Raw genomic sequence first — 26,212 nt, 5'->3', positions numbered from 1 at the left:
AAAGGAGTATTTAGCATGATAACACTAAATGAAATACCAGTGGTTAAAGCAGAAATGCTTATCCGCAAACCGGTCGAGGAAGTATATGAGGCTTTTATAAACCCAGAAATCACAACAAAATTCTGGTTCACCAAAAGCAGCGGAAGATTAGAAGAGGGAAAAACAATCCGGTGGGACTGGGAAATGTATGCTGTCGGCGATGAATTATTTGTTAAAGAATTGGAGCAAAACAAGCTAATAAGAATTGAATGGACTGACGGCACACAGGTTGAGTGGCTATTTACTCCTAGAACTAAAAGTGAAACCTTTGTTTCCATTACAAACACTGGCTTTTCTGGAAGCGGAGATGATATGGTAAACCAGGCCATCGATTCTATGGGAGGGTACATAATGGTCCTCTCTGGATTAAAAGCTTATCTAGAATATAATATTCAATTAAATCTTGTAGCCGACAAGGCACCTGATGCGAACGTGAATTGGTAAGAGAGATAAGGCAGCTAAATCCAAATAGATTTAGTCTGCCATTTGTTACGACATAGGAAGAGTTAAAAGGGAGTATAGAGAATGGAGAAATATATTGAATGTATTAACCAGGTTTACCCCAGCCTTTCCATTAAGGACTGTCAGCTTAATGATATTGGTCAAAATAATGATGTCATCATTGTAAATGGATCCATCGTTTTTAGATTTCCAAAATATCCAATGGGGATAGACAGTTTAAAAAGAGAGACTGAGATTTTAGAAACTATCCAAAATACTATATCGATACCAATTCCAAATCCCATCTATCAATCTTTTCAAAAATGGGAAGTAGGAAAAGTTTTTGTTGGCTATGAGTTAATTAAGGGCTCTCCATTATGGAAAGCTAGTATCGGACGCATTAAAAATGAAGAAGTTTTAAAAAGTCTTGCATCACAGCTTGTTAACTTCCTTCTCGAAATTCATTCAATTTCTAAAAATAAACTACAATTAGAGGAAACAGATCCCCGTGAACAAATGGGAACCCTTTATCAAAAAATACAAAATAAGCTTTATCCTTTTATGAGGGCAGAAATACAACGACAAATCTCTTATTCTTTTGAAACCTTTCTAAATAGTGAAGCATGCGCAAACCTCAACACCACCTTGGTCCACGGTGACTTTGGGGCGACAAATATTTTATGGGAACCAACTACCTATACTATTTCAGGGATTATCGATTTTGGCGGCAGTGGTAGAGGTGACCCGGCATATGATCTTGCAGGAATACTATCCAGTTATGGGGAAGATTTTTTTAACATGTGTTTGGATTTGTATCCAAATGGAGCCGAAATAGCTGAACGAGTTAGGTTTTACAGGAGTACATTTGCGTTGCAGGAAGCCCTGCATGGGGTGGAAAATAACGATGTAAAAGCATTTGAAAATGGAATAAAAGCATATCGATAAGACTTTAAACAGGAGGAAAAATATGCGGCAAATTATTGCTCTTGGCGGCGGCGGCTTTTCCATGGAGCCGGAAAATACATTGTTGGATACTTATATTTTGAAGCAATCAGGTAAAGAAAATCCAAAGATTTGTTTTATTCCCACTGCGAGTGGAGATTCAGAGAATTATATTCAAAGGTTTTATGGCTTTTTCCAAAACCAAAACTGCAGACCATCACATTTATCATTATTCAGACCGCCGACCAAAGATTTGGAGAGCTATATTTTGGATAAAGATATTATTTACGTTGGCGGTGGAAATACAAAAAATCTGTTAGCCTTGTGGAAGGATTGGGGATTAGACATCATTTTAAAAAAAGCTTGGAACCAAGGAATCCTATTAGCAGGGATTAGTGCGGGTTCCATTTGTTGGTTTGAGGAAGGGGTAACGGACTCCTTTGGGGACGGACTGGAACCACTCCATTGCTTGGGTTTCCTAAAAGGCAGTAATTGTCCTCATTATGATGGGGAAGCAGAAAGAAGACCTGCGTACCATAATCTTATTGGAACTAATAAGATACAAGCAGGTATTGCAGCCGATGATGGGGTTGCCATTCATTACATTGAACAAGAAATAAGTAAAATAGTTAGTTCAAGACCAACTAGCAAAGCCTATCGTGTGTACAACGAAAATAAAGTAGTCGAAACCGAACTTCCAACAGAGTTCTTAGGTGCTCAAAAGGGATAGTTCTTAATATTTGTTATCGCTTTATTATGATAAAGAAATAAAGAGATTTTAGGTATAAATACCTATCTTTTTATGCAGTATAAAGGTGTTACTAGCCAATCTACATAAAAGGAGGATATCACCAATGACCAATAAAAATAACAATCGGAACCAGCCGCATACTGGAGGAAACAAAGCAGATACGGAGTTTGGTGCCGATAAAGGGTTAAGCAAAAAAGCAAGGAAACAAGCTGCAAGAGAGAATAAAAACAACTCATAGTTCAATGTGAAAAACGCCTTTGAGGGCGTTTTTGTATTTTTAAATTACAAAGTAAAATACACATAAGAAGTGAGATAAACTCCCAAGCATGATAAAGATGTGGAAAATTTCATGAAAGCCCATGTATTTAGATTGAAGGAATTTTGGTTTTGCTCCGTAAATAACTCCACCGATTGTATAAAAAATACCGCCGAGTACTAATAAAATTAACCCCATTGAATCCATGCTTCCCGCTAATGGCGAGAATACAAATACAATCATCCATCCCATGACAAGATACAAAGCTGTAGAAATCCAGCGTGGGCAATTAAACCAGACCATTTTAAAAACAACCCCGCTTAATGCTACCGCAGCAATAATGGAAAAAAGTATATTACCAGTTGTACCATTTAAACTAATAAAACAAAAAGGTGTGTAGGTACCAGCAATCAAAATAAAAATCATCGAGTGGTCAAGTCTTCTTAAAAAAGCAATAACATGATCTTTAGCTATTACCATATGATAAGTGGCAGAAGCTGAATAAAGGAGGATCATGCTGACACCAAAAATGATAACAGCTGTAATGGCCATAGCTGACGATGTTGTACTCGACACTTTAATAACCATCGCAAGAAGTCCTACAAAAGATAAAAGCGCTCCTGATAAATGCGTGAGTCCATTAATTGGTTCCCGAATATAATTACTCAAGTAATAACCCTCCTATTGCAACATGTAGTTTTAATAACTACTTATAATGATACTCGTAAAACAATACCTAGTCAACGGATAATTGTTACGATATAATGTTAATCAGATTAAACGTGGATCGGAGTTTTTATCATGGAAAAAATCAAAGAAATACTTGGTCAGCTTGGACTGGAAACAAATCTTTCGTTAGATGAAATACCGAATATTGACTTGTATATGGATCAAGTAATTCAGTTATTTGAAAATAAATTCGCCCATTCGAAGCGAAATACAGAGGATAAGGTTTTGACAAAAACCATGATTAATAATTATGCTAAGGGAAAACTCATTTTCCCAATAAAAAATAAGAAGTACTCAAAAGAACATTTAATATTAATCAGTTTGATTTACCAACTAAAAGGTGCTCTATCGATTAACGATATCCAGGTAACGCTCGATGGGTTAAATAAAAGGATTATCAAAGAGGATATAGAAATTGATTCTTTTTATAATAGTTATTTAGCGCTCTCTCAAAAAAATGTTGCTAATTTTAAAATGCATATTAATGAACAGGTCAACGATGTAAAGGAAGAAGTAGCAAAAATGGAGGATCGGAGCTCTGCCCATCTCGAACAGATACTTATGATTTCTTCGCTTGTACACATGAGCAACCTTTATCGGAAAGTTGCGGAAAAGTTGGTGGACGAAATTGTAGTGGAAAAAGAAGAAAAGCGTCATAGATAATCATATCTTTGGCGCTTTTTTAATTTAAATTTATGTGTTCCACTCGTATATCCTGTACACCTTTACCTATATCAACCACTTTTGAGGCAGAGTCACGAGCCTCGACGTGATTGATTAAGATGGAATCGGCGCGATTTTCTCCTCCATAAACCTTAATAACTGCACTAGCACTCTTAAAATCTTTTACTGAAATATTGTTTAGAACCACATTTCTTGCTCGATACTGTAACGCAATAATAGGGTTGCTTCTAAAATCGTAATCAGGGTCCCCAATCAATGTAAAATGATTAATAACCACATTTTTATATCCTGACACCACTAAGCCCCGAGGTGTGGAATTTTTATATAAATCTGTTAAGATCGGTCTAATAGAGGCAAGATTCATCGCAGAAATATTATATGCCGACTTTGACTCTGTATCTGTACTTTTATGGTGTCCGATATGACGGAAGTTATAAGAACGGTTGTCGTTTACGGAAATATGCCCTGCAATTTGAATATTGGAGGCAGCAGACGAATTTTGATGAGCCTTTACTTCAATGCCTCCAAAGCATCTTGCTGAAGAATTATTAACTAACACTACATTCCTTGAGCCATCATCAATTTCAATGCCATTTGAATTCGACACACCCCGTTGATGGGCTCGTCCGCTTGGATCACACATATGTGAGTAAGTAATAAGTATGTAATCACTATGGTGTGTTGTAATCCCATCATCCCCAAAACCATATCCAATTAGGTTATCAAGCCACACAAACTGGCTGCCACCTTTGGCACGAAAGCCGTCACCTGCATAATTGTACAGGGTTGAGGAAATATCGAAGCAATGGAGTCCCGGATTGATCGCTTCCAAATCCTTCACCCATCCATAGGTGACATTGGCATAGGTAAGACAGCTTGAATGATTGCCCCACGTACTTGTCTTTTTTACATCCCCAAGTCTCTCGACATTCCAATCTAGACTCATTCCCTGTACATATACATGATGATTTCCTTTCCAATGGTTAGCATTGGTTATTAATCTTGTTCCCTTCGCGGCACCCTCATGCAGTTTTATGATTGTTTTTCCCTTTCCGGCTCCTACTAGTAATGTACAGGAAGGCAGGCGAATACCTTTTGTGATAAAAGTGCCCTCCGGCACCTTTACTTTTACCCGGCCATCTCCAAGCGCTTTTTTAAAAGCAGCTGTGTTATCTGTTTTTCCGTCCCCAATCCCGCCAAAATCTTCAATATTTACTTCCCTGGTGATGGTGCGAAGGAGATTTTCGTATTCATCATCCAGTTTCTGCTTCCATTCCGGATATACATTCCCGGTCGAATCGACGTATAGCTTTGTAGGTTCCAAGAGGCTAAATGGCCTGGCCAATAATCGAAACAAACCCTCAGTCAATTTTTTCAAAAAAGGAACTCTGATTACTTTGTTTAATGGAAGGGAGGGCACATTTTTACGGCATTGTTGGAAAATTTCCTCCGTTTCTGAAATTATCTTTGCGGCATTAAATTTTTTCCCTGTAATCTCGGAAAGCAGTTTTCCATTTTTTCGAGGCTCATGATATTTATCAAAAATCTTCATTACATTCGTCACTCCAAGATGAGAAGCTTTTTTAAACTATTATTGCCGATTAGGTAGAAAAGCTCCAGTTATGGAAACTTCATTAAAAAAGATCTGTTCGTAGCTGTTCAAGACAATTTAAACAGCACTTTTTCTTATTACCTTAAATATAAAATCCTGCGGCTAACAATCCAACCGGTAAACATCCCGCAATAAAAAGCCTAGACATACTCACTTTTCCATACAAAATAACGGTTCCAATTTTATAATCCCAAGTGGACATTCCATGGCCCTTTAAGTCACGATAAGAAAAAAAGAAACAAATAAAATTAACAATTGGGATACCGAATCCCATACCTAATATATTAACGAAAAAACTTCGCTTAAACACAGTTTTGAAATTTAGTTTTTCTCCATTCACGCTTTTAATTTTTATACTTAAGAAAGCCCTTCCAAAAGTATTGCCGAAAATAGATATGATGACAGGTTCAACAATAATCCAGAGAATTAAACTTACGATAAATATATATAAATTTGAAGTTTCTTCAATAAATGCTGGAAAAAGAATAGATACCGATAGGATAAAAGTGATGGAAAATAAGGATAGGTCGAAAAATCTAGCAAGGTAACGGACATAGGGTCTTCCATTTGGATAAGTGGCTTCTTCATATTCCTCTTTTGTTTTGAATTTATCCGGGAGAAGGTGAATTCTTGAGGATTCAACGATACTTTCTGAAAAGTTATCAAGGCTTTTTGCCTTTTGCCAGCAGTCCATTGATTTATTCCAGACAAAAGTTTCACCTGAAAGGACTCGCTGTTCAATTAACTTCCTTAATTCAAATAAACAAACAGGACCTTGCTGCTGAGAATCTTTAATAAAAAACCAAACATTTTCCTTATTTGATTCCATATAATCGCCCCCAATTAGGTAAATTATACCACGTGCGGTTTATGAGCTTTTTTGTCAGTTTTGTGTATTTTGAATAGGTATCAACCATAAACGGCAAAATACTAACATACGTTCGGAGGTGGAGTTATGGAAGATAAGAATTATGAAAAAATCTATGAGGAATACAAGCAACAAAGTGAGCAGCAAGCTCAGTTAGAGGCAGGACAAAGCAATCCTAATGGAAAAGAGGAATTCGTGGCCGTAAGGAAAAACGATGATGGAGACATTATCGCATTCAAAACAAGCTCAGGAAGAGAATTGGATTACATCACAGCTTTAACAGAAGCAAAATCAGGCCAGATTGCCCATGTTGATGTTTTTCATAAATACGGAAGAGATATTATACGAAGTGAACCGGATGGGATAAAAGAGAACAATCTTGATCGACTTCCTGAATTTTAGGCAGCGAAGAGAGCGGCACAATGTTGCTGCTCTCTTTTTAAATTCGGAAAAGGTTTTTTTAATGAAAAATGGAATATAAATAATTAGCTTTGATTTTTTTGGGGGGGGGGAATAGATGAAGTTTATGAGACTAATTGGGACTGTCGTATCAATTGAAAGTTTACTATTTTGCAGTTATATTTTACTCTTTAACCCTTATACCCATACAAGCGCAGAACCAGATGTTCTTACATCATATACAATCATGTATTTGCTTCCAATGTTCTTAACTGGTTACGGAAGTTTTTCTGTGAAACCAATATGGCTTATTATAGGTTCTATATGGGCATTGCCAATCAGTTTATATTGTTTAGCGACGCCTGGTGTTTTTAAATACCTTGTTATGGGACCTATGCTATTAGTTATTATTGGTATTATAATGTTTAAGAATAAAAGAACTTCCTAAAGAAAAAGGTGGAATGATGTTTTTTCTTTTGCTGACAGGGATGATTATTTCCTTTGTGGTCGGAACTACGTTATTAATTAATGGAGAAATGGTATTTGGGATAATTGCTGCAGTTGCAGGGCTCTTATTAATGCTGTTTATCCTATATTATTATGGAAGGAAGAAATATCGTAAAAAGAAATATGATTGTACGCCAGATTGTCCTACATTTGATTGCGTGCCAGACTGTGATAGGAAATTAGATTGTGACGGGGGACCAGATTGTGACTGTGGGCCAAATTGTAATTAATCTGAAGGTCTTGACCGACATCGTACCTTGCCATCGGATGAAGTCTAGGAGTCTAACCATAAAAGGGCATACTCTGCCATTATGCGCAAGATGCACGGGGATCCTACTAGGATATTTATTTTTTCCTTTTTTATTTGTCTTTGAATTATATTTTCCACTTTGGCTTGGGATTGTATTAAACTTTCCAATGGTATTGGATGGGTGGACCCAAAAAAGGCAATTTCGAGAAAGTAATAATCGATTAAGGTTCATAACTGGTATAGTAAGCGGTCTCGGCCAAAGTATAATTATTGTTAGTTTCAGCCAGTTGATTATTTCATTTTTATTGTAAAATTATAAACGTTTATCACTTTCATACTTGTCCAACGAAGCATAGTATATGACAGGCAGCTGTGAAAGGATGAATGTGATGTTTGATCCCTTGTTTTATTTCTTGTCACAACTATTTACGTTGATACACCAATTTATTTTATATATTTTAGAAACACTTCAAAATCTAGTATAAAGGTCGTGAGTAACGGCTTTTTTTTGTTAAAGTGAAATCAGATAGAATATAAAGGTTGTGTTTAAATGGAGTGCTTAGGCTGTAAGTTAGCAAATAAAAATCTGCCTGTTCATGTTGTTTTTGAAGATGAGTATGTTTGTTGTTTCTTAGACCACGAGCCATTTAATGAAGGTCATATTTTGATACTCCCGAAAAAACATGTTTATGACGCGGAAGAACTGGATGAAAATACTGCCGTTTCCATTATGAATGCTTCTATTCTTCTTTCGAAAGCAATTAAAAAACTATTTAACCCGGATGGAATCACGATTTGCCAAAATGGCGGGATATTTAATGAATTAACGCATTATCACATGCATGTGGTACCTAGATATAAGGATCAATCGTTTGCTGATTTCTATTCAGATGATGAGATTGTGATAGAAAATGAAACGAAGTTAAAAGGAACAGTGAGAAAACTAATTGAAGTAATTAGGGGAGAATGTTTATGATTACGCTATACATAACCAGGCATGGTGAAACAGACTGGAATCGTGAAAAAAGAATGCAAGGCTGGCTTGATTCGAATCTAACAGATAACGGAGTAAAAAATGCAGTTTGTTTAGGTGAGAGATTGAAAGAAACAGAGTTGACGGCTATTTTCTCAAGTCCAAGCGGGAGGACGAGAGAGACTGCCAGCTTGATACGAGGGGAAAGAGATATTCCTGTCATTTATGATGAGAATTTACGAGAAATTAAACTGGGCCAATGGGAAGGAAAAACTCATTCATCCATTAAAGAATTGTATCCAACAGAGTTTGAGTCATTCTGGAATACACCACATCTATTTACGACTGTTGGAGGAGAAAGGTTTGAAGAAACACGTGCAAGAGCCATTCAGGTTTTAGAACGGATAAAAAGAGAATATAAATCTGGAAATATATTAATTGTTACACATTCAGTCGTTATCAAATGTTTGTATTCATTTTTTAAGAATACACCTATAGAAACCTTATGGGACCCTCCCTATATTCATGATACAAGTCTTACGATTGTAGAAATGGCTGATAATGGTTATAAGCTTGTACTAGAAGGAGATATCACTCATTTGCAGTCTGTGAATTTTATATAGGCCTGCGACAAATAATTAGCGCAATTGGAGTGAGGGAAATGAAAAGGTTCGATCCATGTAAAGCAGCGGAATTGTTTATCTTGAATGATTTTCCGTCGTGTCAAGGAGCCTTATTAGCAGGGAGCGTCGTTCGAGGTGAAGCCACCGAAACATCTGACCTTGATATTGTGATATTTGACAGTAACCTCAGTTCTGCATATCGAGAATCAGTCATTGAATTTGGCTGGAATATAGAGGTATTTGTACATAACTTAACTTCATATAAGGAGTTTTTTAAAAGTGATTGTGAACGAGCAAGACCTTCTTTGCCTAAAATGGTGTCAGAGGGTATCGTGTTAAGAGATAGTGGATTCCTAGATCTTATTAAACAAGAGGCAAGAGATTTACTAGAGAAAGGTCCCGAAGCATGGTCAGCTGAAACCATAAGAATTAAGCGTTATTTTATTACCGATGCGGTTGATGATTTTATTGGCTGTACAATACGGGCAGAAGAAATATTTATAGCCAATACACTTGCTGAATTGGTTAGCGAATTTGTCTTGAGAACGAACCGACAATGGATTGGTACTTCTAAATGGATATTACGATCATTAAAAAACTACGATGAACAGTTTGCTTATAAATTTGTTGAAGCGTTTGATACTTTCTATAAAACTGGTGATAAAAATAAGATTATCGTGATGGTGGATGATATCCTGCAGCCGTATGGCGGGCGGTTATTCCAAGGGTTTTCGTTGGGGAAATAGTTTCTACGATTCGGACTGGCTGAGAAGGAAGTAGTCTTAGGTAGTCCGAATCAAGGGACAATGCAGAAAAGCAACGGAAGAAATGATGGAAGCTTGTCTGTACAAGGGTTTTTTTGGGCAGGGATCCTATCATAACCCTTCGATTGGTTTTATGATTTTTGCAGGATTTCCACCTACCACAACATTATCAGGTACATCTTTCGTTACGACTGCGCCTGAAGCAATTACAACATTATTTCCAATGCTGACCCCTGGATTAATAACGGCTCTTCCGCCAATCCAAACATTATGACCAATGGTCACTGGCTTTCCATACTCTTTCCCTGAAATTCTTTCATTGGGGTCAAGGGGATGTGTCGCAGTATAAATATGAACCCCAGGGGCAATAAAACAATTATCTCCGATTCGAATTTCACATACATCTAAAAAGACACAATCAAAATTCGCATAGAAATTTTCGCCAACGTGGATGTTGTATCCATAATCGCAGCGGAAGGTGGGTTCTATGTATATATTCTTACCCGTTGATCCGAATAATTCTTTTAACAGACCAGTCCTTATTTCCTCATCGGTTTCAATTGTTTGATTGTACAACCTGGTGAGTCTTCGGGCATTTATACGTTCTTGTAACAATTGGGGATTCGCAGCGTCATAGAGCTCACCGCTCAACATTTTATCCTTTTCAGTTTTCATTTTAATCTCCTGATTTTGGTGTATTTAGATAATAACAACCATTGTATCATATTAAGAAGATCGATAATAATCATTGAATGAAATATGGAAAAATCACACATACTTCTTTCATTAAGACACTTTAACAGAGGAGTAGTAGGGTATGCATTGGTATGAGAAGTTAAATCAATATTTTCCGATTGAAGAAATGAAATCTAGAGAGCATATGGAATCGTTGTTGAAAGAGCGTTCAGATATTTATCATAAAGATGAAGGGCCTAATCATGTTTTGATGTATGCTGAATTAGAGGATTTTGTATTTATTGATTATCTATTTGTCTCCAAAGATGCACGTGGGCAGGGGCTGGGTCACAAGCTTATTGAAAAAATGAAACAAAAGGGAAAGCCTATTATACTGGAAGTGGAACCTGTTAACTATGAAGACAGTGATACGGGGAAGAGGCTTCATTTTTATAAACGTGAAGGCTTTGAACACGCAAATTCAATTGGGTATGAGCGAAGGTCATTAGCGACAAATGAGATGAATAAAATGGAAATTCTTTATTGGGCTCCAAGTAAAGAGTCTGAGGAGCTGATATTTGACGCCATGAGAAAGACGTATAATAAAATTCACACCTATAAGGATCAACACTTCTATGGAGAGTCCTACCAGCCAGTTGATGAAGTTCTAACCTTTAATGAAGATCCACAAAGTCGGAACATATTAGAAGATTTATGAAAAAATGCTTTACTCCCTAATGGAGTAGAGCATTTTTTACTAGTTAAAAACTACCTTCCTAATTGAAACAGGGGTATCCTTATATGCTTGGATAATGCCAAGTTCTTCAATTTGTTCTTTCATTACATCCTTATAGGGCAGATTTACTTCCAATACTCCCTTTAAAGGGGAGAAGGAAAGCGAAACTGTATCCCGGTTTTCCCAATGAGCAACAATTGGCTTGTCCGTAACAAACGAAAATAATTGTGGAAACCCATTGCGGAAAAATGGGTGAGTCCCTTTATTATCGCCAGGTTCATTTAGACTAATAAACAGGGATAAATAATCACAAAATTTTAATAGATCTAAGTGGTACATAAGGGTTTTTTGTTTATGCTCATTTCCCGTTAATTGCAATGCCTTAGAAAGCTGGTCCTGTCTTTGTTTTTCCGCTTTCCAAAATTCCCTGACAGCGGGTTCGCTTGAATCCTGAATGAATGAGGAATAGTGCAAACTGCATAAAAGTCCTGCATACTTGCCGAGTTTTTCTACTTCATCTAACCCTTTTTTATAAAAAGTTATTTTCAGTGATAGTGGATAATCAATAAAAGAGTACGGCTTCTCTGTTTTATCATTCCAAACCGGCGACGAATCCAATTCGATCCAGCCTCGGTCATGTTCTTTGATTGCCAGCAGTACTTCTTCCGTATGGTTATCATTAAAAAAATAATCCTCTTTGCAGCTCTGGGCGATTTCTCCAGCTAGATGTGCATGGTCATTCTGAGTTACTATAAGAAAGCTTTGTTCCCGTTCCAGTACAATCATTCTCGAAAAACCCTTTCCTTGTAAAAATTAAACTTGTTCGGTTCCCACATGCTTCCTTTTATATTTTCTTTATCCATTAGATTTAAACAAAAACTTCCTGCAATCTTGATACTATAAGAAGGAAAAAAACTACCTAATACAGAATTATCTATTTCTGCTAAATAATTTAAAGGTTAGAGGATTTTTACATAAAACGTTCGTGTGCGTGGTCCGTCAAACTCGCAAAAATAGATTCCTTGCCACGTACCTAACAGCAATTGTTCGTTTGCAATAATAACATATTGTGAAGCCCCGACTGTACTTGCCTTCATATGGGCTGCGGTATTGCCTTCCATATGCCGATCTTGTTCATGGTGCCATGGATAAACCTCGTCAAAGCGACGAATCATGTCGCGTTTCACATCTGGATCTGCATTTTCATTTATGGTAATCCCGGCTGTGGTATGTGGACAATAGACAATAGCTGATCCTTCCCTTAGGTTATTTTCTCTAATGAATTCCTCGACTTGCTGTGTGATTTCTATCATTTGATCGCGGGTGTTTGTTGTTAACGTAAATTTTTTGAGCATAATATCCTTCCTTTCTAATCAAATCAAAAAAAAACTAAAGGTGGTAGTTTTATTGTTCAGTCAATCCCCCTATGCCTGCCGAATGGAATGGGGCAGACGTGGCGCTAGAGAAGCGGCAGAACGCGGTGATATCATTATTATAGTCGATATCCTCAGTTTTTCATCGACTGTCGTATCCGCCTTACATGTTAATGCGGTGATTTATCCTTATCCCCCGTATGTGGATGGGAAAGAATACGCAAAAATAGTGAATGCTGAATATATTTTGGGCAGAGCGGAGGCAGCAAAAAAGGGGAAGCCAACATTATCGCCTGTTACTTTTAGTGAAGAACATTCAAATAAGAAGTATGTACTTTCCTCGCTAAATGGTGCTTTTTGTACTTGGATTGGCTCAAAGGCAAAAGCACTTTTCGTTGGATCTTTATTAAATGCTGCTGTAGTTGCATCCGCAGCTAATCAACTAAAATTAAAAACGAAGGCAAATATCACAGTGATCCCTTGTGGTGAACAATGGAGCAGTGGGAGAGAAGAGGAAGATACCCTTCGTCCTGCTATGGAGGATTATTTAGGTGCCGGCGCTATTTTAGCTTATTTGGAAGGTGAAAAATCACCAGAAGCAGAAGTATGTATGGGTGCATTCCTGCAGGCGAAGCCAAAATTAGGTGCACTGATTTGGGATAGTGGAAGCGGCCGGGAATTACGTGAACGAGGATTTGCTGCAGATGTAAAGCATTGCAGCAGGTTAAATGTCTATCAAAGTGTTCCGATATTAAATGGTGATTATTTTGTTTCTTATAACGGGGAGATGTAGCTAATGAAGAACATTCGTATTCGGCAGTACCAGGAAGATGATTTTACTAGAATCCAAGAGTTAAACCAGAAGGAAGGCTGGAGTAACTTAGTTGAGAAGAACGAAGAGACAAAAGAGGCATGGAAACATTCAAATGTATCGTTAGTTGTGGAAGCAGAAGACGATGGGATTGTGGGGTATATTAGAGGTTTTACGGATACACGTATCACTTTATATATTTGTGAATTGTTAATTGACAAAAAGTACCGTGGAACAGGTATCGGGAGAGAACTACTTCGATACGTCCATGCTCAATATCCAAGTACAAGAATGGAACTGCTTGCTTCAAGTACCTCTCATACTTTTTATGAAGGTCAGGGCTATCGCCCATTTTACGGATTCAGAAAGACTTTTGAAGAATAGGAGTGAAAGTGATTGAAGAAAATTTATCTTATTAGGCATTGTGAGGCTGAGGGGCAGCCGGCAGAAGCACCTCTAACAGACAATGGCTTTCAACAAGCCAACCAATTATCGGAATTCTTTAGAGATATCCCTATAGACCGCATAATCTCTAGTCCATATAAGCGTGCTGTTCAAACGGTAGAACCACTTGCAAAAAGAATAAATCTTGAAATTGAGAAAAATGAGCTGTTAATAGAACGTGTACTTAGTTCTCAAAACCTTTCTGATTGGCTTGAAAAACTAAGAGCTACCTTTGATGACCTAGATGTGAAATTCGAAGGTGGAGAATCTAGTCGTGAAGCAAAGGAACGAATCGTAACTGTAATAGAGGAAGTTCTGAATAGTGAGGAGCTAAATACTATCATCGTCACACATGGAAATTTACTTTCCTTACTTTTGAATCTTTATCAACATCAGTTCGGCTTTGAAGATTGGAGAAGTTTAAAAAATCCGGATGTGTTTCTTTTGAAGATACAGGATGGAACTGTAACATATGAAAGATTGTTAATGGACTCTAGCGATCAACTATCCTTGATTAAACCAACAGTGGAGTTAAAGGATGAATATCTCTCATTCTATAAAGAATGGGTAGATAGCAAAGAAGATATGGTACCTTGGGTGATTCAAAAGGATCCGTCAGACTTTGAGGCAATGGTCCAATTTTTAAAGGCTAATGAACAAGGACGTAATCTGCGAGAAGGCCGGGTTCCTGACTCAACATTTTGGTTAATAAATCAGGATAAAAGAATACTTGGTGCTGTGAATATTAGACATCAATTAACACCGTTTCTATTGAATAGTGGTGGACATATTGGTTACGGTATCCGTCCTTCAGAGAGAAGGAAAGGATTTGCAACTAAACTATTGTCATTATCCCTTGAAAAAGCTAAAGAGTTAGGAATACGAAAAGCTCTAGTTGTATGTGATGAAGATAATACAGGTTCCTTTAAAACGATTATTAATAATGGAGGTATACCAGACTCCGACTTTATTGAAGATGATGGAAATATCATAAAAAGATTTTGGATAGAAATATAATATATCTATATGTAATTGTATTAGAAAGGAATAACCAAGGAAGAAAACGAAACAATTAATCCTATTGATGTGCAAGAATTGCTACAAAAGATAAATTAAAAAGAATTAAATAGAGGAGAAACCAGTGGGAAAAAGAACTGAGGAAATTAAAGTTGTGATTGGAGCAGGGGGGTACGATAATAATCCCGGTTGGATTCATACACAGGAAGATGAACTTAATTTAATGGATATTAATACTTGGAAAGGCAGGTTTGATGAACATTCGATAACGGCTATCCTAGCTGAACACGTATGGGAACATTTAACCTACGAAGAAGGAGTAAGTGCTGCACAACTTTGTTTTAAATTCCTAGAGCCTTCAGGATACATACGGTGTGCTGTTCCAGATGGATTCTTTCCAAATGAGGAATACCAAAATATCGTTAAAGTAGGCGGTCCTGGTCCAAAAGATCATCCTGCTGCAAGTCATAAAATTGTACATAATTATAAAACCTTATCTAAAATGTTTGAAAATGCAGGATATAAAGTGAATTTACTCGAATATTGCGATGAGAACGGCAACTTCCATTTCAATGAATGGGATGGGAAAGATGGGGTTATATTTCGTTCGAAAAGATTTGATCCTAGAAATCAAGGGGATAAATTATTATTTCCATCGCTTATAATCGATGCAATTAAATCTAAAAATGATGAAGAAGAAAATTAAGAGGGCAGAAAAACCTGCCCCTCTTATGATTAAATTGGCTTCTTCCCTTGATATTTCATTTTAAACTCTGCTTCACTCATATTTGGATTCTTTTTAGGGGTACTTTTGCTTAGCGCTTTCTTCATCTCAACGTTTGCATCATCATTTGTATTGTATTTTCCATCCATCATAATCCCTCCTTTTTGATACTTATTATCAAACCTTAATCATTTTTTCATTCTTTTTTTGTGAACATAGGAGGAGAAATGTAATCGTAATAGAATAACGTTGAACTTAGATGTATTAAGAAATTTTGGTAACTGATTAAAGAAAATTAGGAGTTTTGTATATGAACTGTTGGAATCAGATGTTAGTAGAAACCTCTCGTGGAACGTTTGAAGTATTTACCAAGGGTGAGGGAAACCCGATTTGTGTAACCCACCATTATTCTGAGTTTAATGAAACAGGGGATTATTTCGCTGAAACCTTCACAAAGACACACCGAGTTTACTTGGTCAATTTACGTGAAGCAGGAAATTCGGCGAAGGCAGTAGAACCTTATCAACTTAGCATGCTAGAAACTATTTTTGACTTAGAAGCAATTCGTGTTGCATTAGGCTTTGAAAAATGGAGTTTTGCAGGACATTCAACTGGAGGAATGTTGGGTCTCATCTATGGAATTTATTTTTCCAGCAGCTTGAAGTTTAATGTGATCGTTGGAGCTGCTGCAAGAGAATATTCTACATTTTCTCCGGATTGTATTTATAATAAAAATCATCCAAACTATAAACGGATGCAAGAATTAAATGAAGCATTAAAAAAGTCAGACTTATCATTAGAAAAAAGACATGAGCTATCTATTGAACGTACAAAATTATCATTATACGAACCGGATAGATACAATGAATATTTTAACTTACATAGTAAGAAGAAGATTTCGGCATCACGAATGAATTTTTTTAACCGTGAGATTCAAATCTTTGATGTTACGAAAAAATTAAAGCTCATTTCAGTGCCAACTTTAATTATGTGTGGAAAGTATGATGTTCAATGCCCGCTCACATACTCATTAGAAATGAATGAACTAATACTAAATTCTAAGCTAGTTGTTTTTAGACACAGTAATCATTATCCATTCCTAGAGGAATCAGAACTATTTAAAAAGGAATTTAATAATTTCATTAAGGAAATTAGTTAGACAAAAAGATAGGTACAATAATGCTGAATCGATACGTCCGATTCAGCATTTTTACTACTCAACGGTGTCATCACCACCATCGTCTATGTTATCATACTCATCGAATGGCGCTAGAAAGATTTGTCTTTTAATCAAGGGTCTTAAGGACAAATCACAGGAGTCCCTAGAAAGATTTGTCTTTCATTGAGAGTCTTAAGGACAAATCGCAGGAGTCACCAGAAAGATTTGTCTTTCATTGAGGGTCTTAAGGACAAATCACAGGAGTCACCAGAAAGATTTGTCTTTCATCGAGCTCCTTAAGGACAAATCTCGTGAGTCACCAAAAAGATTTGTCCTTCATCGAGGTCTAGAAGACACAAATCACAAAAGTGGATAAAAACAAAGGAAGTGATTGTTATATTTCAAGCAACTCTATTATTTATTTTAGCAGGCATAGCAGAGATAGGAGGAGGATACTTGATTTGGCAATGGCTTCGGGAAGGGAAGCCATCCTACTGGGGCCTAATTGGAGGAGTGGTGCTTGCGTTGTACGGCGTAATCGCTACCTTTCAGGCATTCCCATCATTCGGACGAGTTTATGCTGCATATGGAGGAGTTTTCATTGTGCTTTCACTATTATGGGGATGGGGCATCGACAAAAAATCTCCAGATTTATACGACTGGATTGGCGGCGGAATATGTATAATAGGGGTTTTGGTGATGTTATTAGCACCAAGACAATAGAAAAGGCTGTTTCTGAAAGATAGTTGTTAAAATCTTTAAGCCGATTTTAACGTGGAAATAACTATTTTGAGCTTTAGAATTTAGTTTGCAGCTCTTTTCTTAGCGAACTTTTGCTGTTTTCTACGGAAACTTAGTTCAAGCATTAATTTTTTTCCAAATACATCAAGTTTAAGAAAAGAGCATAAAAAATGAGCTTGGATGTCCAAGCTCAATTTCTTTATTTATGTGCAAGTTCATATTGTGAAATTTTATCTTCATAGTTTAGCGTTACGCCAATTTCATCCCAGCCGTTAAGCAGCATTTCTTTCGGGTATGGAGCAATATCAAACTTAATTTCTAAACCTTGATTATCAAAAACTACTTGTTCTTCGAGATTCACGGTAAGCGTGTATCCTTCAGTTTCAGCGTTTTGCATAATACTTTGAACCTGTTCTTCGCTTGCTTGAATCGTCAGGATACCATTTTTCACGCAGTTATTTTTAAAAATATCTGCGTAGCTTTGCGCAATAATGACTCTAAATCCAAAATCCTGAATCGCCCATGGAGCATGCTCACGAGAAGATCCACATCCAAAGTTTTCACCCGTTACTAAAATGGAGGCTCCCTGGTATTTAGGAAGATTCATTGAAAAATCTTTTCGAAGGTTTCCATCATCATCAAAACGCCAATGGTAAAATAAAAATTGGCCAAATCCGCTTCGTTCAATTCTTTTTAGAAATTGTTTCGGAATAATCTGGTCGGTATCAACATTGCTTCGATTTAACGGACAAACGATTCCTGTGTGAATACGTAGTGGTTCCATTTATAGTACCTCCTGGGCAGTAAACTTGCGAACATCAACGAAACGTCCTGCAACAGCAGCCGCAGCAGCCATCTCCGGACTAACTAGGTGGGTACGAGATCCATTTCCTTGGCGGCCTTCAAAATTACGGTTAGAAGTGGAGGCACAGCGTCCGCCTGGAGGAACGATGTCGTCATTCATTGCCAAACACATACTGCAGCCTGATTCACGCCATTCAAAGCCTGCTTCTTTAAAAATTTGGTCAATCCCTTCTTTTTCCGCAGCCATTTTTACACTAAAAGAGCCCGGAACAACAATTGCCTTCACATTAGGATTAACCTTGTGCCCGCGAACAACATCAGCCGCTTTTCGTAGATCACTCAATCGTGAATTGGTACAAGAACCAATAAAGACATGATCAATTTCTACATTTGAAATAGGTTGACCTGCTTCAAGTCCCATATATTGAAGGGCACGAGAAATTTCATCCTTTTTATTAACTTTTTCCACATCATCAGGATTCGGAACAGAGGCGGTAATAGGGATACACATGCCTGGATTTGTTCCCCATGTAACTTGAGGTTCAACTTCTGAAGCCTCAATTTCAACGACAGCGTCATATTGTGCACCCTCATCAGTGGCAAGTGCACGCCAATTTGCAACGGCTTCCTCGAAAGCTTCACCCTTAGGAACATGTCTGCGTCCTTTCAGGTATTCAAAGGTCGTTTCATCAGGAGAAATCAAGCCCGCACGTGCACCAGCTTCAATGGACATATTACAAACAGTCATACGCTCTTCCATTGATAGGGAGCGAATTGCATCACCCGTATACTCCATTACATAACCCGTCCCAAATTGGACCCCAAATTTTCCGATAATCGCTAGGATTAAATCCTTTGCTGTTACGCCTGTTCCAAGATTTCCATTTACCTTCACATTCATTGTTTTAGGAGGTGCTTGCCAGAGGGTCTGTGTTGCTAGGACATGCTCGACTTCACTTGTCCCGATTCCGAACGCCAGCGCACCAAATGCACCATGTGTAGAAGTGTGACTATCACCACAAACGATTGTTTTTCCAGGTTGTGTAAGACCAAGCTCAGGACCAATTACATGGACAATCCCATTATCAGGGTGTTGACGGTCTGAAAGTTCCACCCCAAATTCTTGGCAGTTGTCTTTCAATGTATCAATTTGTTTTTTAGAGATTGGATCTTTAATTACATTTCGATCACGGGTTGAAACATTGTGATCCATTGTCGCATATGTTAAATCTGGGCGGCGCACTTTACGGCCGTTCATTCGTAATCCTTCGAATGCTTGAGGAGAGGTTACTTCATGAACAAGATGCAAATCGATATAAAGTAAATCAGGTTTACCCGCTTCTTGATATACAACATGCTGCTCCCAAACTTTTTGAATAATATTTTTTGGCTTTTGCATAATGTCCTTCCTCACATTTCTAGATTTAGTAGGGAGGGGATAGATTTTCCCCAGATAACAAGGTCCTTGATAAGGAGAAACAGCTGGACTGATGAGCCCAGCTGTGAAAATTTTACACGTAACAGCTCATGATACATTTTGAGGCGTTTTGGGATTTAATATAATCAACAATTAGACGAGTCATTTCTTCTGTGCCCACTTGTCTTCCTTCAGGAATGTGAAGGTCTGCTGTGTGGAATCCGCTATCTAACACAGACTGTACCGCGTCTTCAATTAATTTTGCCTCATCATTCAGTTGGAAAGAGTAACGCAGCATTAATGCAGCTGATAAAATCATGGCTGTTGGGTTGGCGACCCCTTTACCTGCAATATCTGGTGCCGAACCATGAACAGGTTCATATAAACCAACCCCATCTTCACTCAAGGATGCTGAAGCAAGCATTCCTAGTGAACCAGTTAGGACGGAGGCTTCATCACTAAGAATGTCACCGAACAAATTCTCTGTTACAATTACATCAAACTTGGATGGATTTGTAATCAATTTCATGGCAGCTGCATCAACCAATACATGCTCAACCACCACGTCTGGATACTGAGCTTTTTTCTCTTCAACAACTTCGCGCCACATTTTACTAGATTCCAATACGTTTGCTTTATCGACTGAAGTAAGGTGCCCGCTTCGTCCCTGTGCTGCTTGAAAGCCTTTATCTACAATTCTCTCAATCTCTTTACGCGTATAAGCAAGTGTATCAACGACAGTTTGACCGTTATCACGGCGTTCGCTTGGAGTGCCAAAGTAAAGGCCTCCAGTTAATTCACGGACAATCAGTAAGTCACTGCCTGCAACAACTTCTTCCTTCAAAGGAGAAGCGTGAAGCAAATTTTTAAACCCTTTAATCGGTCTTAAATTTGCAAATAAATCTAGTGCCTTACGAATACCGAGTAATCCTCTTTCAGGGCGTAAATGGGAGGGGTTGTTATCCCATTTTGGGCCGCCAACGGCACCTAATAATACAGCGTCTGCCTGCTTACAAGCGTCAACTGTAGTTTCTGGCAGCGGTGTACCGTATTGGTCAATGGCTGCCCCTCCGATCTCATGGGTTTCGAAGGTAAAACTATGGTTAAACTCTTCAGCAATTGCGCTCAAAACGTCTTTTGCTGAATTAATAACTTCCTTGCCAATCCCATCACCAGGTAGTAATACAATACGTTTTTTCATTCGAAGCAACCTCCTCGTCATTTTTTACATCGCCTCAGGAAAGATTCTTAAGCTTGAGCTGTTTCTAGTTGAACAATGGCTTTAGTGCTAAATAATACACGATTTACAGTATTCAAGAACGCTTTAGCAGAAGCTTCTAATACGTCCTGAGCTGATCCGCGGCCGCTAACTTGTGCACCATCAACCGTCATTTTTACATGCACTTCAGCTAAGGCGTCACGCCCTTGACCAACGGAATTTAATTTATAATCAGTAAGATGAATTTCCTCTTTAATTAGAGCTTCCAATGTGTTCATTAGCGCTTCAACACTTCCTGAACCTGTACGGGCAGTTTCAACTCGAACACCTTCTGGCGTGTTAAGCGCAACTGTTGCAGTAGGGAGGTTGGCAGAACCATAATGAACTTGGAAAGCTACAAGTTCATACTTTTTAACATCAACAACGGCTGTCTGGATGTCAGTTAATATTGTAAATAAATCTTCATCAGTAACTTCTTTTTTACTATCGGTAAGCTGTTTAAAAGCTGTAAATGCTTCTTGAAGCTTTTCGGCAGATAAGGTAAAGCCCATATTTTCAATCTTGTCTTTAAAAGCATGTCGTCCCGAATGCTTTCCAAGTACTAAATCATTTGATTGAATACCAACCATTTCAGGAGTGATAATTTCATAGGTTAAGGTATTTTTTAATACACCATCCTGGTGAATACCAGACTCATGAGCGAAAGCATTTTTCCCTACTACAGCTTTATTTCCAGGAACGATCATTCCTGTAAAGCGGCTGACAAGGTCGCTGGTGCGCTTGATTTCTTTTAAAACAAGATTCGTAGTATAAGGGTATTTATCTTTTCTAATATTTAGTGCTACTGCGACTTCCTCTAGTGAGGCATTCCCGGCACGTTCCCCAATCCCGTTGATCGTTCCCTCGACTTGGGTAACACCGTTCTCAATAGCTGCTAGTGTATTGGCAACAGCCATTCCTAAATCATCATGACAATGGCAGGAAAGTGATGCCTTATGGATATTTGGAACGTTTTCTCTGATATACCGGAACATATAACCATATTCTGCTGGAGTGGCATAACCTACCGTGTCAGGGAGGTTAATGACTGTTGCTCCTGCGTCGATAACCTTTGTAATGATTTTGACAAGAAAATCAAGATCGGAGCGAGATGCGTCTTCAGCAGACCATTCGATATGCGGGAATCTTTGTTTTGCATATGCCACCATATCGACAGAGGTTTGAATGACTTCCTCAGGTGTTTTGAACAATTTATATTTCATATGAATAGGGGAGGTTGCAAGGAAAACATGCAACCTTGGTTCAGCAGCATCCTTTAAAGCGTCCCACGCAATGTCAATGTCCGATTTGGTTGCTCTTGCCAGGCCTGTGACGGAACTGTTTTTAATACTCCGGGCAATTGCTCTTACTGCCTCGAAATCCCCTTGGGAGGAAGCCGGAAATCCGGCCTCCATAATATCAACGCCAAACTTTTCTAGTTGTCTAGCGATTTCCAGTTTTTCAAGCTGGTTTAAATTTACACCAGGAGATTGTTCACCATCACGCAGTGTCGTATCAAAGATGTTAACGTGAACCATTTACCACAGCTTCTTTCTTTTGGTTTACAGGTTTTTTAATAAATGGCATTAATTCACGAAGCTCACGGCCGACAACCTCAATTTGGTGATTGTTTTCGCTTCGGTTGATCGCGTTGAATTGTGGGCGGTTTGCTTGGTTTTCCAAGATCCAGCCTTTCGCAAATGCACCAGTTTGGATATCTGTTAATACATCTTTCATGCGTGCTTTTGTATCTTCGTTAACAACACGTGGTCCAGAAACGAAATCTCCCCATTGAGCTGTATCAGAGATAGAATAACGCATGTTTTCTAATCCTCCTTCATATAGAAGGTCAACGATTAATTTTAATTCGTGTAAACACTCGAAGTAAGCAACTTCAGGCTGGTAACCAGCTTCTACTAAAGTTTCAAAACCTGCTTTGATTAGGGCAGTAGTACCGCCGCAAAGAACTGCTTGTTCTCCGAATAAATCTGTTTCTGTTTCTTCTTGGAAAGAAGTTTCTAGTACACCTGCACGAGCAGAACCGATTCCTTTCGCATAAGCAAGAGCTAGGTCACGCGCTTGGCCAGTGTAGTCTTGATAAACTGCATATAATGCTGGAACACCTGCACCTTCTGTGTAAGTGCGTCGTACTAAATGTCCTGGACCTTTAGGCGCAACTAGGAATACGTCTACGTCTGCAGGAGGAACGATTTGTGTAAAGTGAACATTGAAACCATGAGCAAATACTAATGCATTACCAGCTTCAAGGTTTGGTTTGATGCTTTCTTCGTATACCTTAGGCTGCATTTCATCTGGAAGTAAAACCATGATAACGTCAGCTTGTGCAGTTGCCTCTGCAACAGATGTTACTTCAACACCATCTTCAACAGCTTTATCCCAAGACTTACCGCCTCTTAAACCAACAACAACGTCAAATCCGCTTTCTTTAAGGTTCAATGCATGTGCATGACCTTGTGATCCATAACCAATTACTGCGATTTTCTTTCCTTGTAAAACTGCCTCTTGAATATCTCCGTTATATAATACTTTAGCCATTATAATCATCCCTTCGAAAATGTTTATTTTATTTGAGAGTAGGTAGTTAACTCGTTAACCTGTGGTTGATGTCCGCGTAAGAATGCGGTTAATCCTGTTCTAGCAATCTCTTTAATTCCATATGGGCGAAGTAAGTCAATCAACGCGTCAATTTTGTCTGGCCGACCAGTGATTTGGATCGTTAAGCTATCTTTGCTAACGTCAATAATCAAGGCGCGGAAGGGGTCTATGATCCCGTTAATTTCACTGCGCAGCTGTGAACTTCCGGCTACTTTTATTAAAGCCAGTTCACGTGCGACAATCGCCTTATCTGTAATATCTGAAACCTTTAAAACATCAATTTGCTTGTTTAATTGTTTTGTAACTTGTTCAAGGCGCTGCTCATCTTCGACTTCCACCACCAAGGTCATTTTTGAAATGCCTTCGGTTTCAGTTGGACCGACCGAGATACTTGAAATATTAAATTGACGTCTTTGTAATAGACCTGTGACACGATTTAATACACCACTTCGGTCCTGAACGGTTAAGGATATAATCCGTTTCATGATGGTTTCACCCCAATCATTTCATGTATTCCTTTTCCAGGAGCGATCATCGGGAAGACTTTTTCCTGCTGGAGCACTCGGCAATCCATTAAAACAGGACCGTCATAGGCAAACACCTCAGGAAGCTTGGTGACTAATTCTTCTTGGCTATCAATTCTGTATCCGCGGATATGATAGGCTTCCGCTAGCTTTACAAAATCTGGGTGTGTATGCAAGATTGATTCTGAAATTCGGTTGCCATGTAATAATTCCTGCCATTGTCGAACCATACCTAAGGCACCGTTATTAACAATGATGATCTTAACAGGTAAATTCTGTTCATAAATTACCGATAACTCTTGAAGCGTCATCTGGAATCCAGCATCTCCAACTATTGCTACTACGGTGCTGCCTGGAGAAGCCATTTGTGCTCCAATCGCGGCAGGGAAGCCGAAGCCCATTGTTCCAAGTCCACCAGATGTAACCCAGCGATGTGGTTTTTCAAAATTGTAATACTGAGCTGCCCACATTTGGTGCTGACCTACATCTGTCGTTACAACCGCCTCACCATTTGTTACTTTATGAATGGCTTCAATTAACCATTGTGGAGACATTCCGTTTGGATCATGCTTATACCACAATGGGTACTCTTCTTTTAGCTTATTTAGAGTTGCTAACCAATCATCAGCCTCTGGTGATTCACTTGTCTGGTTCATTAATTCAACTAATGCTTCTTTTGAATCGGATACGATTGGTATTTGTGTTGGAACATTTTTACCAATTTCTGCTGGATCGATATCAATATGAGCTACCTTTGCATTTGGAGCAAAGTGCTTTAAGTTCCCAGTCAGTCGGTCATCAAAACGGGCGCCGATATTAATAAGTAAGTCTGCTTCGTACAATGCCATGTTAGCTGTATACGTTCCGTGCATGCCACCCATCCCAAGGGAGAGGGGACTATTTGCAGGGAAAGTTCCAAGTCCAAGAAGGGTGGTAACAACTGGGATCTTGTGTTTTTCAGCAAAGGCTGTTAACTCTGTTGAAGCTTTTCCGTGAAGAATTCCTGCACCTGCCAGAATCACTGGTTTTTTAGCCCTAGAAATGGCATCTGCAAGTTTTTTGATCTGCAGCGGATTTGGCTTGGTTGTCGGCTGATAACCAGGAAGATCAATCGTTCCTTCTGCAGGAATTTCAAACAATTCTCCAGCAGAGATATCTTTTGGAACATCAATCAGAACCGGACCTGGACGCCCTGTAGAAGCGATATGAAAGGCCTCTTTTACAATCCTTGGTAAGTCAGAGATGGATTGAACCTGATAATTATGTTTTGTAATAGGTGTCGTAATTGCCATGACATCGGCTTCTTGAAATGCGTCGGTTCCGATTATTCCTCTTGCTACCTGTCCAGTGATAACCACTAGAGGTAAAGAATCCATCATTGCGTCAGTAATTCCAGTCACCAGGTTGGTAGCACCAGGACCAGAAGTTGCGATTACAACCCCAGGTTTTCCTGTTATACGTGCATAACCTTCAGCAGCATGAATGCTTCCTTGCTCGTGACGGAAGAGGACGTGCTTAATGGTGCCTCTTGCACGATAAATCGCGTCATATATTGGCAGAACGGCACCACCCGGATACCCAAAAAGCGTATCAACACCTTCATTAATTAATAAGTCAATGAGCAGGTCTGCACCCGTTTTCGGTGCCGTACTTGTTTGGAAATCCGGCTTTGCTTCTACTTTCACCTCGTATTCCCTCCTTGTAAATATTCAAATCTTTAAAAAGTGAACCGGTGTAGATATTGTACCTGTATAATAAAAAAGGCCATTTTCTCTCCGAATAAACTGCAGTTTATATAGACAACAGCAGAATATTTCGGGGAGAAAAGGCCTTCCATTTCTCGGTACCACCCGGTTTTACAGTATCCTCACGAATACTGCCTCTTGAAGCGAATAAATAAAATCATTATCGCTTCTTTTTGTAACAGGTGTCTTAGAGTACACCCGATTGAGCCTAATAAGTTAGGACTGTTCAGCTCAATACTCAGGGAGGATGTCGGAATAAGGTGTATTACTGGGCTCACAGCAACCCCAGCTCTCTGAAAATACATGTTCTTATTCCTTTATTCCCGTCAT

At 38.5% G+C, this 26,212-nt stretch carries 33 protein-coding genes and 1 pseudogene; 20 read left to right on the top strand and 14 right to left on the bottom strand.

Annotated features, from left to right (window positions below):
* Positions 1-15 precede the first annotated feature (15 nt).
* The 4 genes from ACN6MT_RS28935 (at position 16) to ACN6MT_RS28920 (ending at position 2,411) form a co-directional block, all read left to right on the top strand.
* Positions 16-483, top strand: a complete 468-nt coding sequence (locus ACN6MT_RS28935; protein WP_419954224.1) for an SRPBCC family protein — start codon at positions 16-18, stop codon at positions 481-483.
* 81 nt (positions 484-564) lie between these two features.
* Positions 565-1,425, top strand: coding sequence for a phosphotransferase family protein (locus ACN6MT_RS28930; protein WP_419954223.1), 861 nt, complete (start codon positions 565-567; stop codon positions 1,423-1,425).
* 22 nt (positions 1,426-1,447) lie between these two features.
* The gene (locus tag ACN6MT_RS28925) at positions 1,448-2,152 is read left to right on the top strand and encodes a Type 1 glutamine amidotransferase-like domain-containing protein (protein WP_419954222.1); all 705 of its coding nucleotides are present in this window, start codon (positions 1,448-1,450) and stop codon (positions 2,150-2,152) included.
* A gap of 124 nt (positions 2,153-2,276) precedes the next feature.
* On the top strand, positions 2,277-2,411 hold the full coding sequence (locus ACN6MT_RS28920) for a hypothetical protein (protein ID WP_268875108.1): 135 nt from the start codon (positions 2,277-2,279) through the stop codon (positions 2,409-2,411).
* A 39-nt stretch (positions 2,412-2,450) separates the two neighbouring features.
* On the opposite strand, the gene trhA is transcribed toward ACN6MT_RS28920, so the two are convergent.
* Positions 2,451-3,098, bottom strand: a complete 648-nt coding sequence (gene trhA / locus ACN6MT_RS28915) for a PAQR family membrane homeostasis protein TrhA (protein ID WP_419954221.1) — start codon at positions 3,096-3,098, stop codon at positions 2,451-2,453.
* Positions 3,099-3,230: 132 nt separating this feature from the next.
* Between trhA and ACN6MT_RS28910 the strand changes: the two genes are divergently transcribed.
* A complete protein-coding gene (locus tag ACN6MT_RS28910) occupies positions 3,231-3,821 on the top strand; it encodes a DUF1836 domain-containing protein (RefSeq protein WP_419954220.1) in 591 nt (196 codons plus the stop codon).
* A gap of 19 nt (positions 3,822-3,840) precedes the next feature.
* On the opposite strand, the gene ACN6MT_RS28905 is transcribed toward ACN6MT_RS28910, so the two are convergent.
* Together ACN6MT_RS28905 and ACN6MT_RS28900 are read right to left on the bottom strand one after the other, a co-directional pair.
* Positions 3,841-5,394, bottom strand: coding sequence for a glycosyl hydrolase family 28-related protein (locus ACN6MT_RS28905; protein ID WP_419954219.1), 1,554 nt, complete (start codon positions 5,392-5,394; stop codon positions 3,841-3,843).
* A gap of 142 nt (positions 5,395-5,536) precedes the next feature.
* Positions 5,537-6,283 (bottom strand): RDD family protein, encoded by a 747-nt coding sequence (locus ACN6MT_RS28900; protein ID WP_419954218.1) that lies wholly within the window; start codon positions 6,281-6,283, stop codon positions 5,537-5,539.
* 126 nt (positions 6,284-6,409) lie between these two features.
* Between ACN6MT_RS28900 and ACN6MT_RS28895 the strand changes: the two genes are divergently transcribed.
* The 7 genes from ACN6MT_RS28895 to ACN6MT_RS28865 all read left to right on the top strand — a co-directional run bounded on the left by ACN6MT_RS28895 (position 6,410) and on the right by ACN6MT_RS28865 (position 9,820).
* On the top strand, positions 6,410-6,724 hold the full coding sequence (locus tag ACN6MT_RS28895) for a DUF3892 domain-containing protein (protein WP_419954217.1): 315 nt from the start codon (positions 6,410-6,412) through the stop codon (positions 6,722-6,724).
* Between the two features lie 115 nt (positions 6,725-6,839).
* A complete protein-coding gene (locus ACN6MT_RS28890) occupies positions 6,840-7,169 on the top strand; it encodes a hypothetical protein (protein ID WP_419954216.1) in 330 nt (109 codons plus the stop codon).
* A 13-nt stretch (positions 7,170-7,182) separates the two neighbouring features.
* Positions 7,183-7,458, top strand: coding sequence for a hypothetical protein (locus tag ACN6MT_RS28885; protein WP_157411870.1), 276 nt, complete (start codon positions 7,183-7,185; stop codon positions 7,456-7,458).
* Positions 7,459-7,495: 37 nt separating this feature from the next.
* The gene (locus ACN6MT_RS28880; RefSeq protein ID WP_419956554.1) at positions 7,496-7,789 is read left to right on the top strand and encodes a DUF2085 domain-containing protein; all 294 of its coding nucleotides are present in this window, start codon (positions 7,496-7,498) and stop codon (positions 7,787-7,789) included.
* Positions 7,790-8,028: 239 nt separating this feature from the next.
* Positions 8,029-8,454 carry an HIT family protein gene (locus ACN6MT_RS28875; protein ID WP_419954215.1) on the top strand — a complete coding sequence of 142 codons (426 nt, stop codon included), beginning with the start codon at positions 8,029-8,031 and terminating at the stop codon, positions 8,452-8,454.
* On the top strand, positions 8,451-9,074 hold the full coding sequence (locus ACN6MT_RS28870; protein WP_034677433.1) for a histidine phosphatase family protein: 624 nt from the start codon (positions 8,451-8,453) through the stop codon (positions 9,072-9,074). The genes ACN6MT_RS28875 and ACN6MT_RS28870 overlap by 4 nt, the downstream gene beginning before the upstream one ends.
* 38 nt (positions 9,075-9,112) lie before the next feature.
* Positions 9,113-9,820 carry a nucleotidyltransferase domain-containing protein gene (locus tag ACN6MT_RS28865; RefSeq protein WP_419954214.1) on the top strand — a complete coding sequence of 236 codons (708 nt, stop codon included), beginning with the start codon at positions 9,113-9,115 and terminating at the stop codon, positions 9,818-9,820.
* Between the two features lie 129 nt (positions 9,821-9,949).
* On the opposite strand, the gene ACN6MT_RS28860 is transcribed toward ACN6MT_RS28865, so the two are convergent.
* Positions 9,950-10,513: a maltose acetyltransferase domain-containing protein gene (locus ACN6MT_RS28860; RefSeq protein ID WP_419954213.1), complete on the bottom strand. Its 564-nt coding sequence runs from the start codon at positions 10,511-10,513 to the stop codon at positions 9,950-9,952.
* Positions 10,514-10,655: 142 nt separating this feature from the next.
* Here ACN6MT_RS28860 and ACN6MT_RS28855 point away from each other — a divergent pair, with 142 nt between their 5' ends.
* Positions 10,656-11,231: a GNAT family N-acetyltransferase gene (locus tag ACN6MT_RS28855; RefSeq protein WP_419954212.1), complete on the top strand. Its 576-nt coding sequence runs from the start codon at positions 10,656-10,658 to the stop codon at positions 11,229-11,231.
* Between the two features lie 39 nt (positions 11,232-11,270).
* Here the strand turns inward: ACN6MT_RS28855 and ACN6MT_RS28850 are convergent, their stop codons facing one another.
* Together ACN6MT_RS28850 and ACN6MT_RS28845 are read right to left on the bottom strand one after the other, a co-directional pair.
* On the bottom strand, positions 11,271-12,035 hold the full coding sequence (locus tag ACN6MT_RS28850; RefSeq protein WP_419954211.1) for a DUF3891 family protein: 765 nt from the start codon (positions 12,033-12,035) through the stop codon (positions 11,271-11,273).
* 173 nt (positions 12,036-12,208) lie between these two features.
* Positions 12,209-12,604 (bottom strand): secondary thiamine-phosphate synthase enzyme YjbQ, encoded by a 396-nt coding sequence (locus ACN6MT_RS28845; RefSeq protein WP_419954210.1) that lies wholly within the window; start codon positions 12,602-12,604, stop codon positions 12,209-12,211.
* A 52-nt stretch (positions 12,605-12,656) separates the two neighbouring features.
* On the opposite strand from ACN6MT_RS28845, the gene ACN6MT_RS28840 reads away from it, so the two are divergent.
* The 5 genes and pseudogenes from ACN6MT_RS28840 (at position 12,657) to ACN6MT_RS28820 (ending at position 15,600) form a co-directional block, all read left to right on the top strand.
* Entirely contained in the window at positions 12,657-13,415 is a 759-nt protein-coding gene (locus ACN6MT_RS28840; RefSeq protein ID WP_419954209.1) for a 2-phosphosulfolactate phosphatase, read from the top strand.
* 3 nt (positions 13,416-13,418) lie between these two features.
* A complete protein-coding gene (locus tag ACN6MT_RS28835; RefSeq protein WP_419954208.1) occupies positions 13,419-13,817 on the top strand; it encodes a GNAT family N-acetyltransferase in 399 nt (132 codons plus the stop codon).
* A gap of 12 nt (positions 13,818-13,829) precedes the next feature.
* Positions 13,830-14,294, top strand: a pseudogene (locus ACN6MT_RS28830) (histidine phosphatase family protein); the annotation flags it as partial.
* Between the two features lie 69 nt (positions 14,295-14,363).
* Positions 14,364-14,894, top strand: coding sequence for a GNAT family N-acetyltransferase (locus ACN6MT_RS28825; protein WP_419956553.1), 531 nt, complete (start codon positions 14,364-14,366; stop codon positions 14,892-14,894).
* A gap of 124 nt (positions 14,895-15,018) precedes the next feature.
* Entirely contained in the window at positions 15,019-15,600 is a 582-nt protein-coding gene (locus ACN6MT_RS28820; protein ID WP_419954207.1) for a class I SAM-dependent methyltransferase, read from the top strand.
* Positions 15,601-15,629: 29 nt separating this feature from the next.
* Here ACN6MT_RS28820 and ACN6MT_RS28815 read toward each other — a convergent pair whose 3' ends face one another.
* Positions 15,630-15,770, bottom strand: coding sequence for a hypothetical protein (locus tag ACN6MT_RS28815; RefSeq protein ID WP_419954206.1), 141 nt, complete (start codon positions 15,768-15,770; stop codon positions 15,630-15,632).
* 158 nt (positions 15,771-15,928) lie between these two features.
* Between ACN6MT_RS28815 and ACN6MT_RS28810 the strand changes: the two genes are divergently transcribed.
* Positions 15,929-16,777: an alpha/beta fold hydrolase gene (locus tag ACN6MT_RS28810; protein ID WP_419954205.1), complete on the top strand. Its 849-nt coding sequence runs from the start codon at positions 15,929-15,931 to the stop codon at positions 16,775-16,777.
* 396 nt (positions 16,778-17,173) lie between these two features.
* The gene (locus ACN6MT_RS28805) at positions 17,174-17,500 is read left to right on the top strand and encodes a YnfA family protein (RefSeq protein WP_419956552.1); all 327 of its coding nucleotides are present in this window, start codon (positions 17,174-17,176) and stop codon (positions 17,498-17,500) included.
* A gap of 217 nt (positions 17,501-17,717) precedes the next feature.
* Here ACN6MT_RS28805 and leuD read toward each other — a convergent pair whose 3' ends face one another.
* The 7 genes from leuD to ilvB all read right to left on the bottom strand — a co-directional run bounded on the left by leuD (position 17,718) and on the right by ilvB (position 25,822).
* Positions 17,718-18,302 (bottom strand): 3-isopropylmalate dehydratase small subunit, encoded by a 585-nt coding sequence (leuD, locus tag ACN6MT_RS28800; RefSeq protein ID WP_419954204.1) that lies wholly within the window; start codon positions 18,300-18,302, stop codon positions 17,718-17,720.
* Complete coding sequence (leuC, locus tag ACN6MT_RS28795; protein WP_419954203.1) at positions 18,303-19,721, bottom strand: 3-isopropylmalate dehydratase large subunit; 1,419 nt, start codon at positions 19,719-19,721, stop codon at positions 18,303-18,305.
* 112 nt (positions 19,722-19,833) lie between these two features.
* Entirely contained in the window at positions 19,834-20,940 is a 1,107-nt protein-coding gene (leuB, locus tag ACN6MT_RS28790; protein WP_419954202.1) for a 3-isopropylmalate dehydrogenase, read from the bottom strand.
* Between the two features lie 47 nt (positions 20,941-20,987).
* A complete protein-coding gene (locus ACN6MT_RS28785) occupies positions 20,988-22,535 on the bottom strand; it encodes a 2-isopropylmalate synthase (protein ID WP_419954201.1) in 1,548 nt (515 codons plus the stop codon).
* On the bottom strand, positions 22,522-23,553 hold the full coding sequence (ilvC, locus tag ACN6MT_RS28780) for a ketol-acid reductoisomerase (RefSeq protein ID WP_419954200.1): 1,032 nt from the start codon (positions 23,551-23,553) through the stop codon (positions 22,522-22,524). The genes ACN6MT_RS28785 and ilvC overlap by 14 nt, the downstream gene beginning before the upstream one ends.
* Positions 23,554-23,576: 23 nt before the next feature.
* The gene (ilvN, locus tag ACN6MT_RS28775; RefSeq protein WP_034677413.1) at positions 23,577-24,098 is read right to left on the bottom strand and encodes an acetolactate synthase small subunit; all 522 of its coding nucleotides are present in this window, start codon (positions 24,096-24,098) and stop codon (positions 23,577-23,579) included.
* A complete protein-coding gene (gene ilvB, locus ACN6MT_RS28770) occupies positions 24,095-25,822 on the bottom strand; it encodes an acetolactate synthase large subunit (protein ID WP_419954199.1) in 1,728 nt (575 codons plus the stop codon). Before ilvB ends, ilvN begins: the two co-directional genes overlap by 4 nt.
* Positions 25,823-26,212: the final 390 nt, after the last annotated feature.

It is taken from the genome of Neobacillus niacini (assembly GCF_048572935.1).
Lineage (GTDB): Bacteria > Bacillota > Bacilli > Bacillales > Cytobacillaceae > Neobacillus > Neobacillus niacini.
The sequence above is the reverse complement of the archived record's forward strand: the minus strand, read 5'-3'. Positions and strand labels throughout refer to the sequence as shown.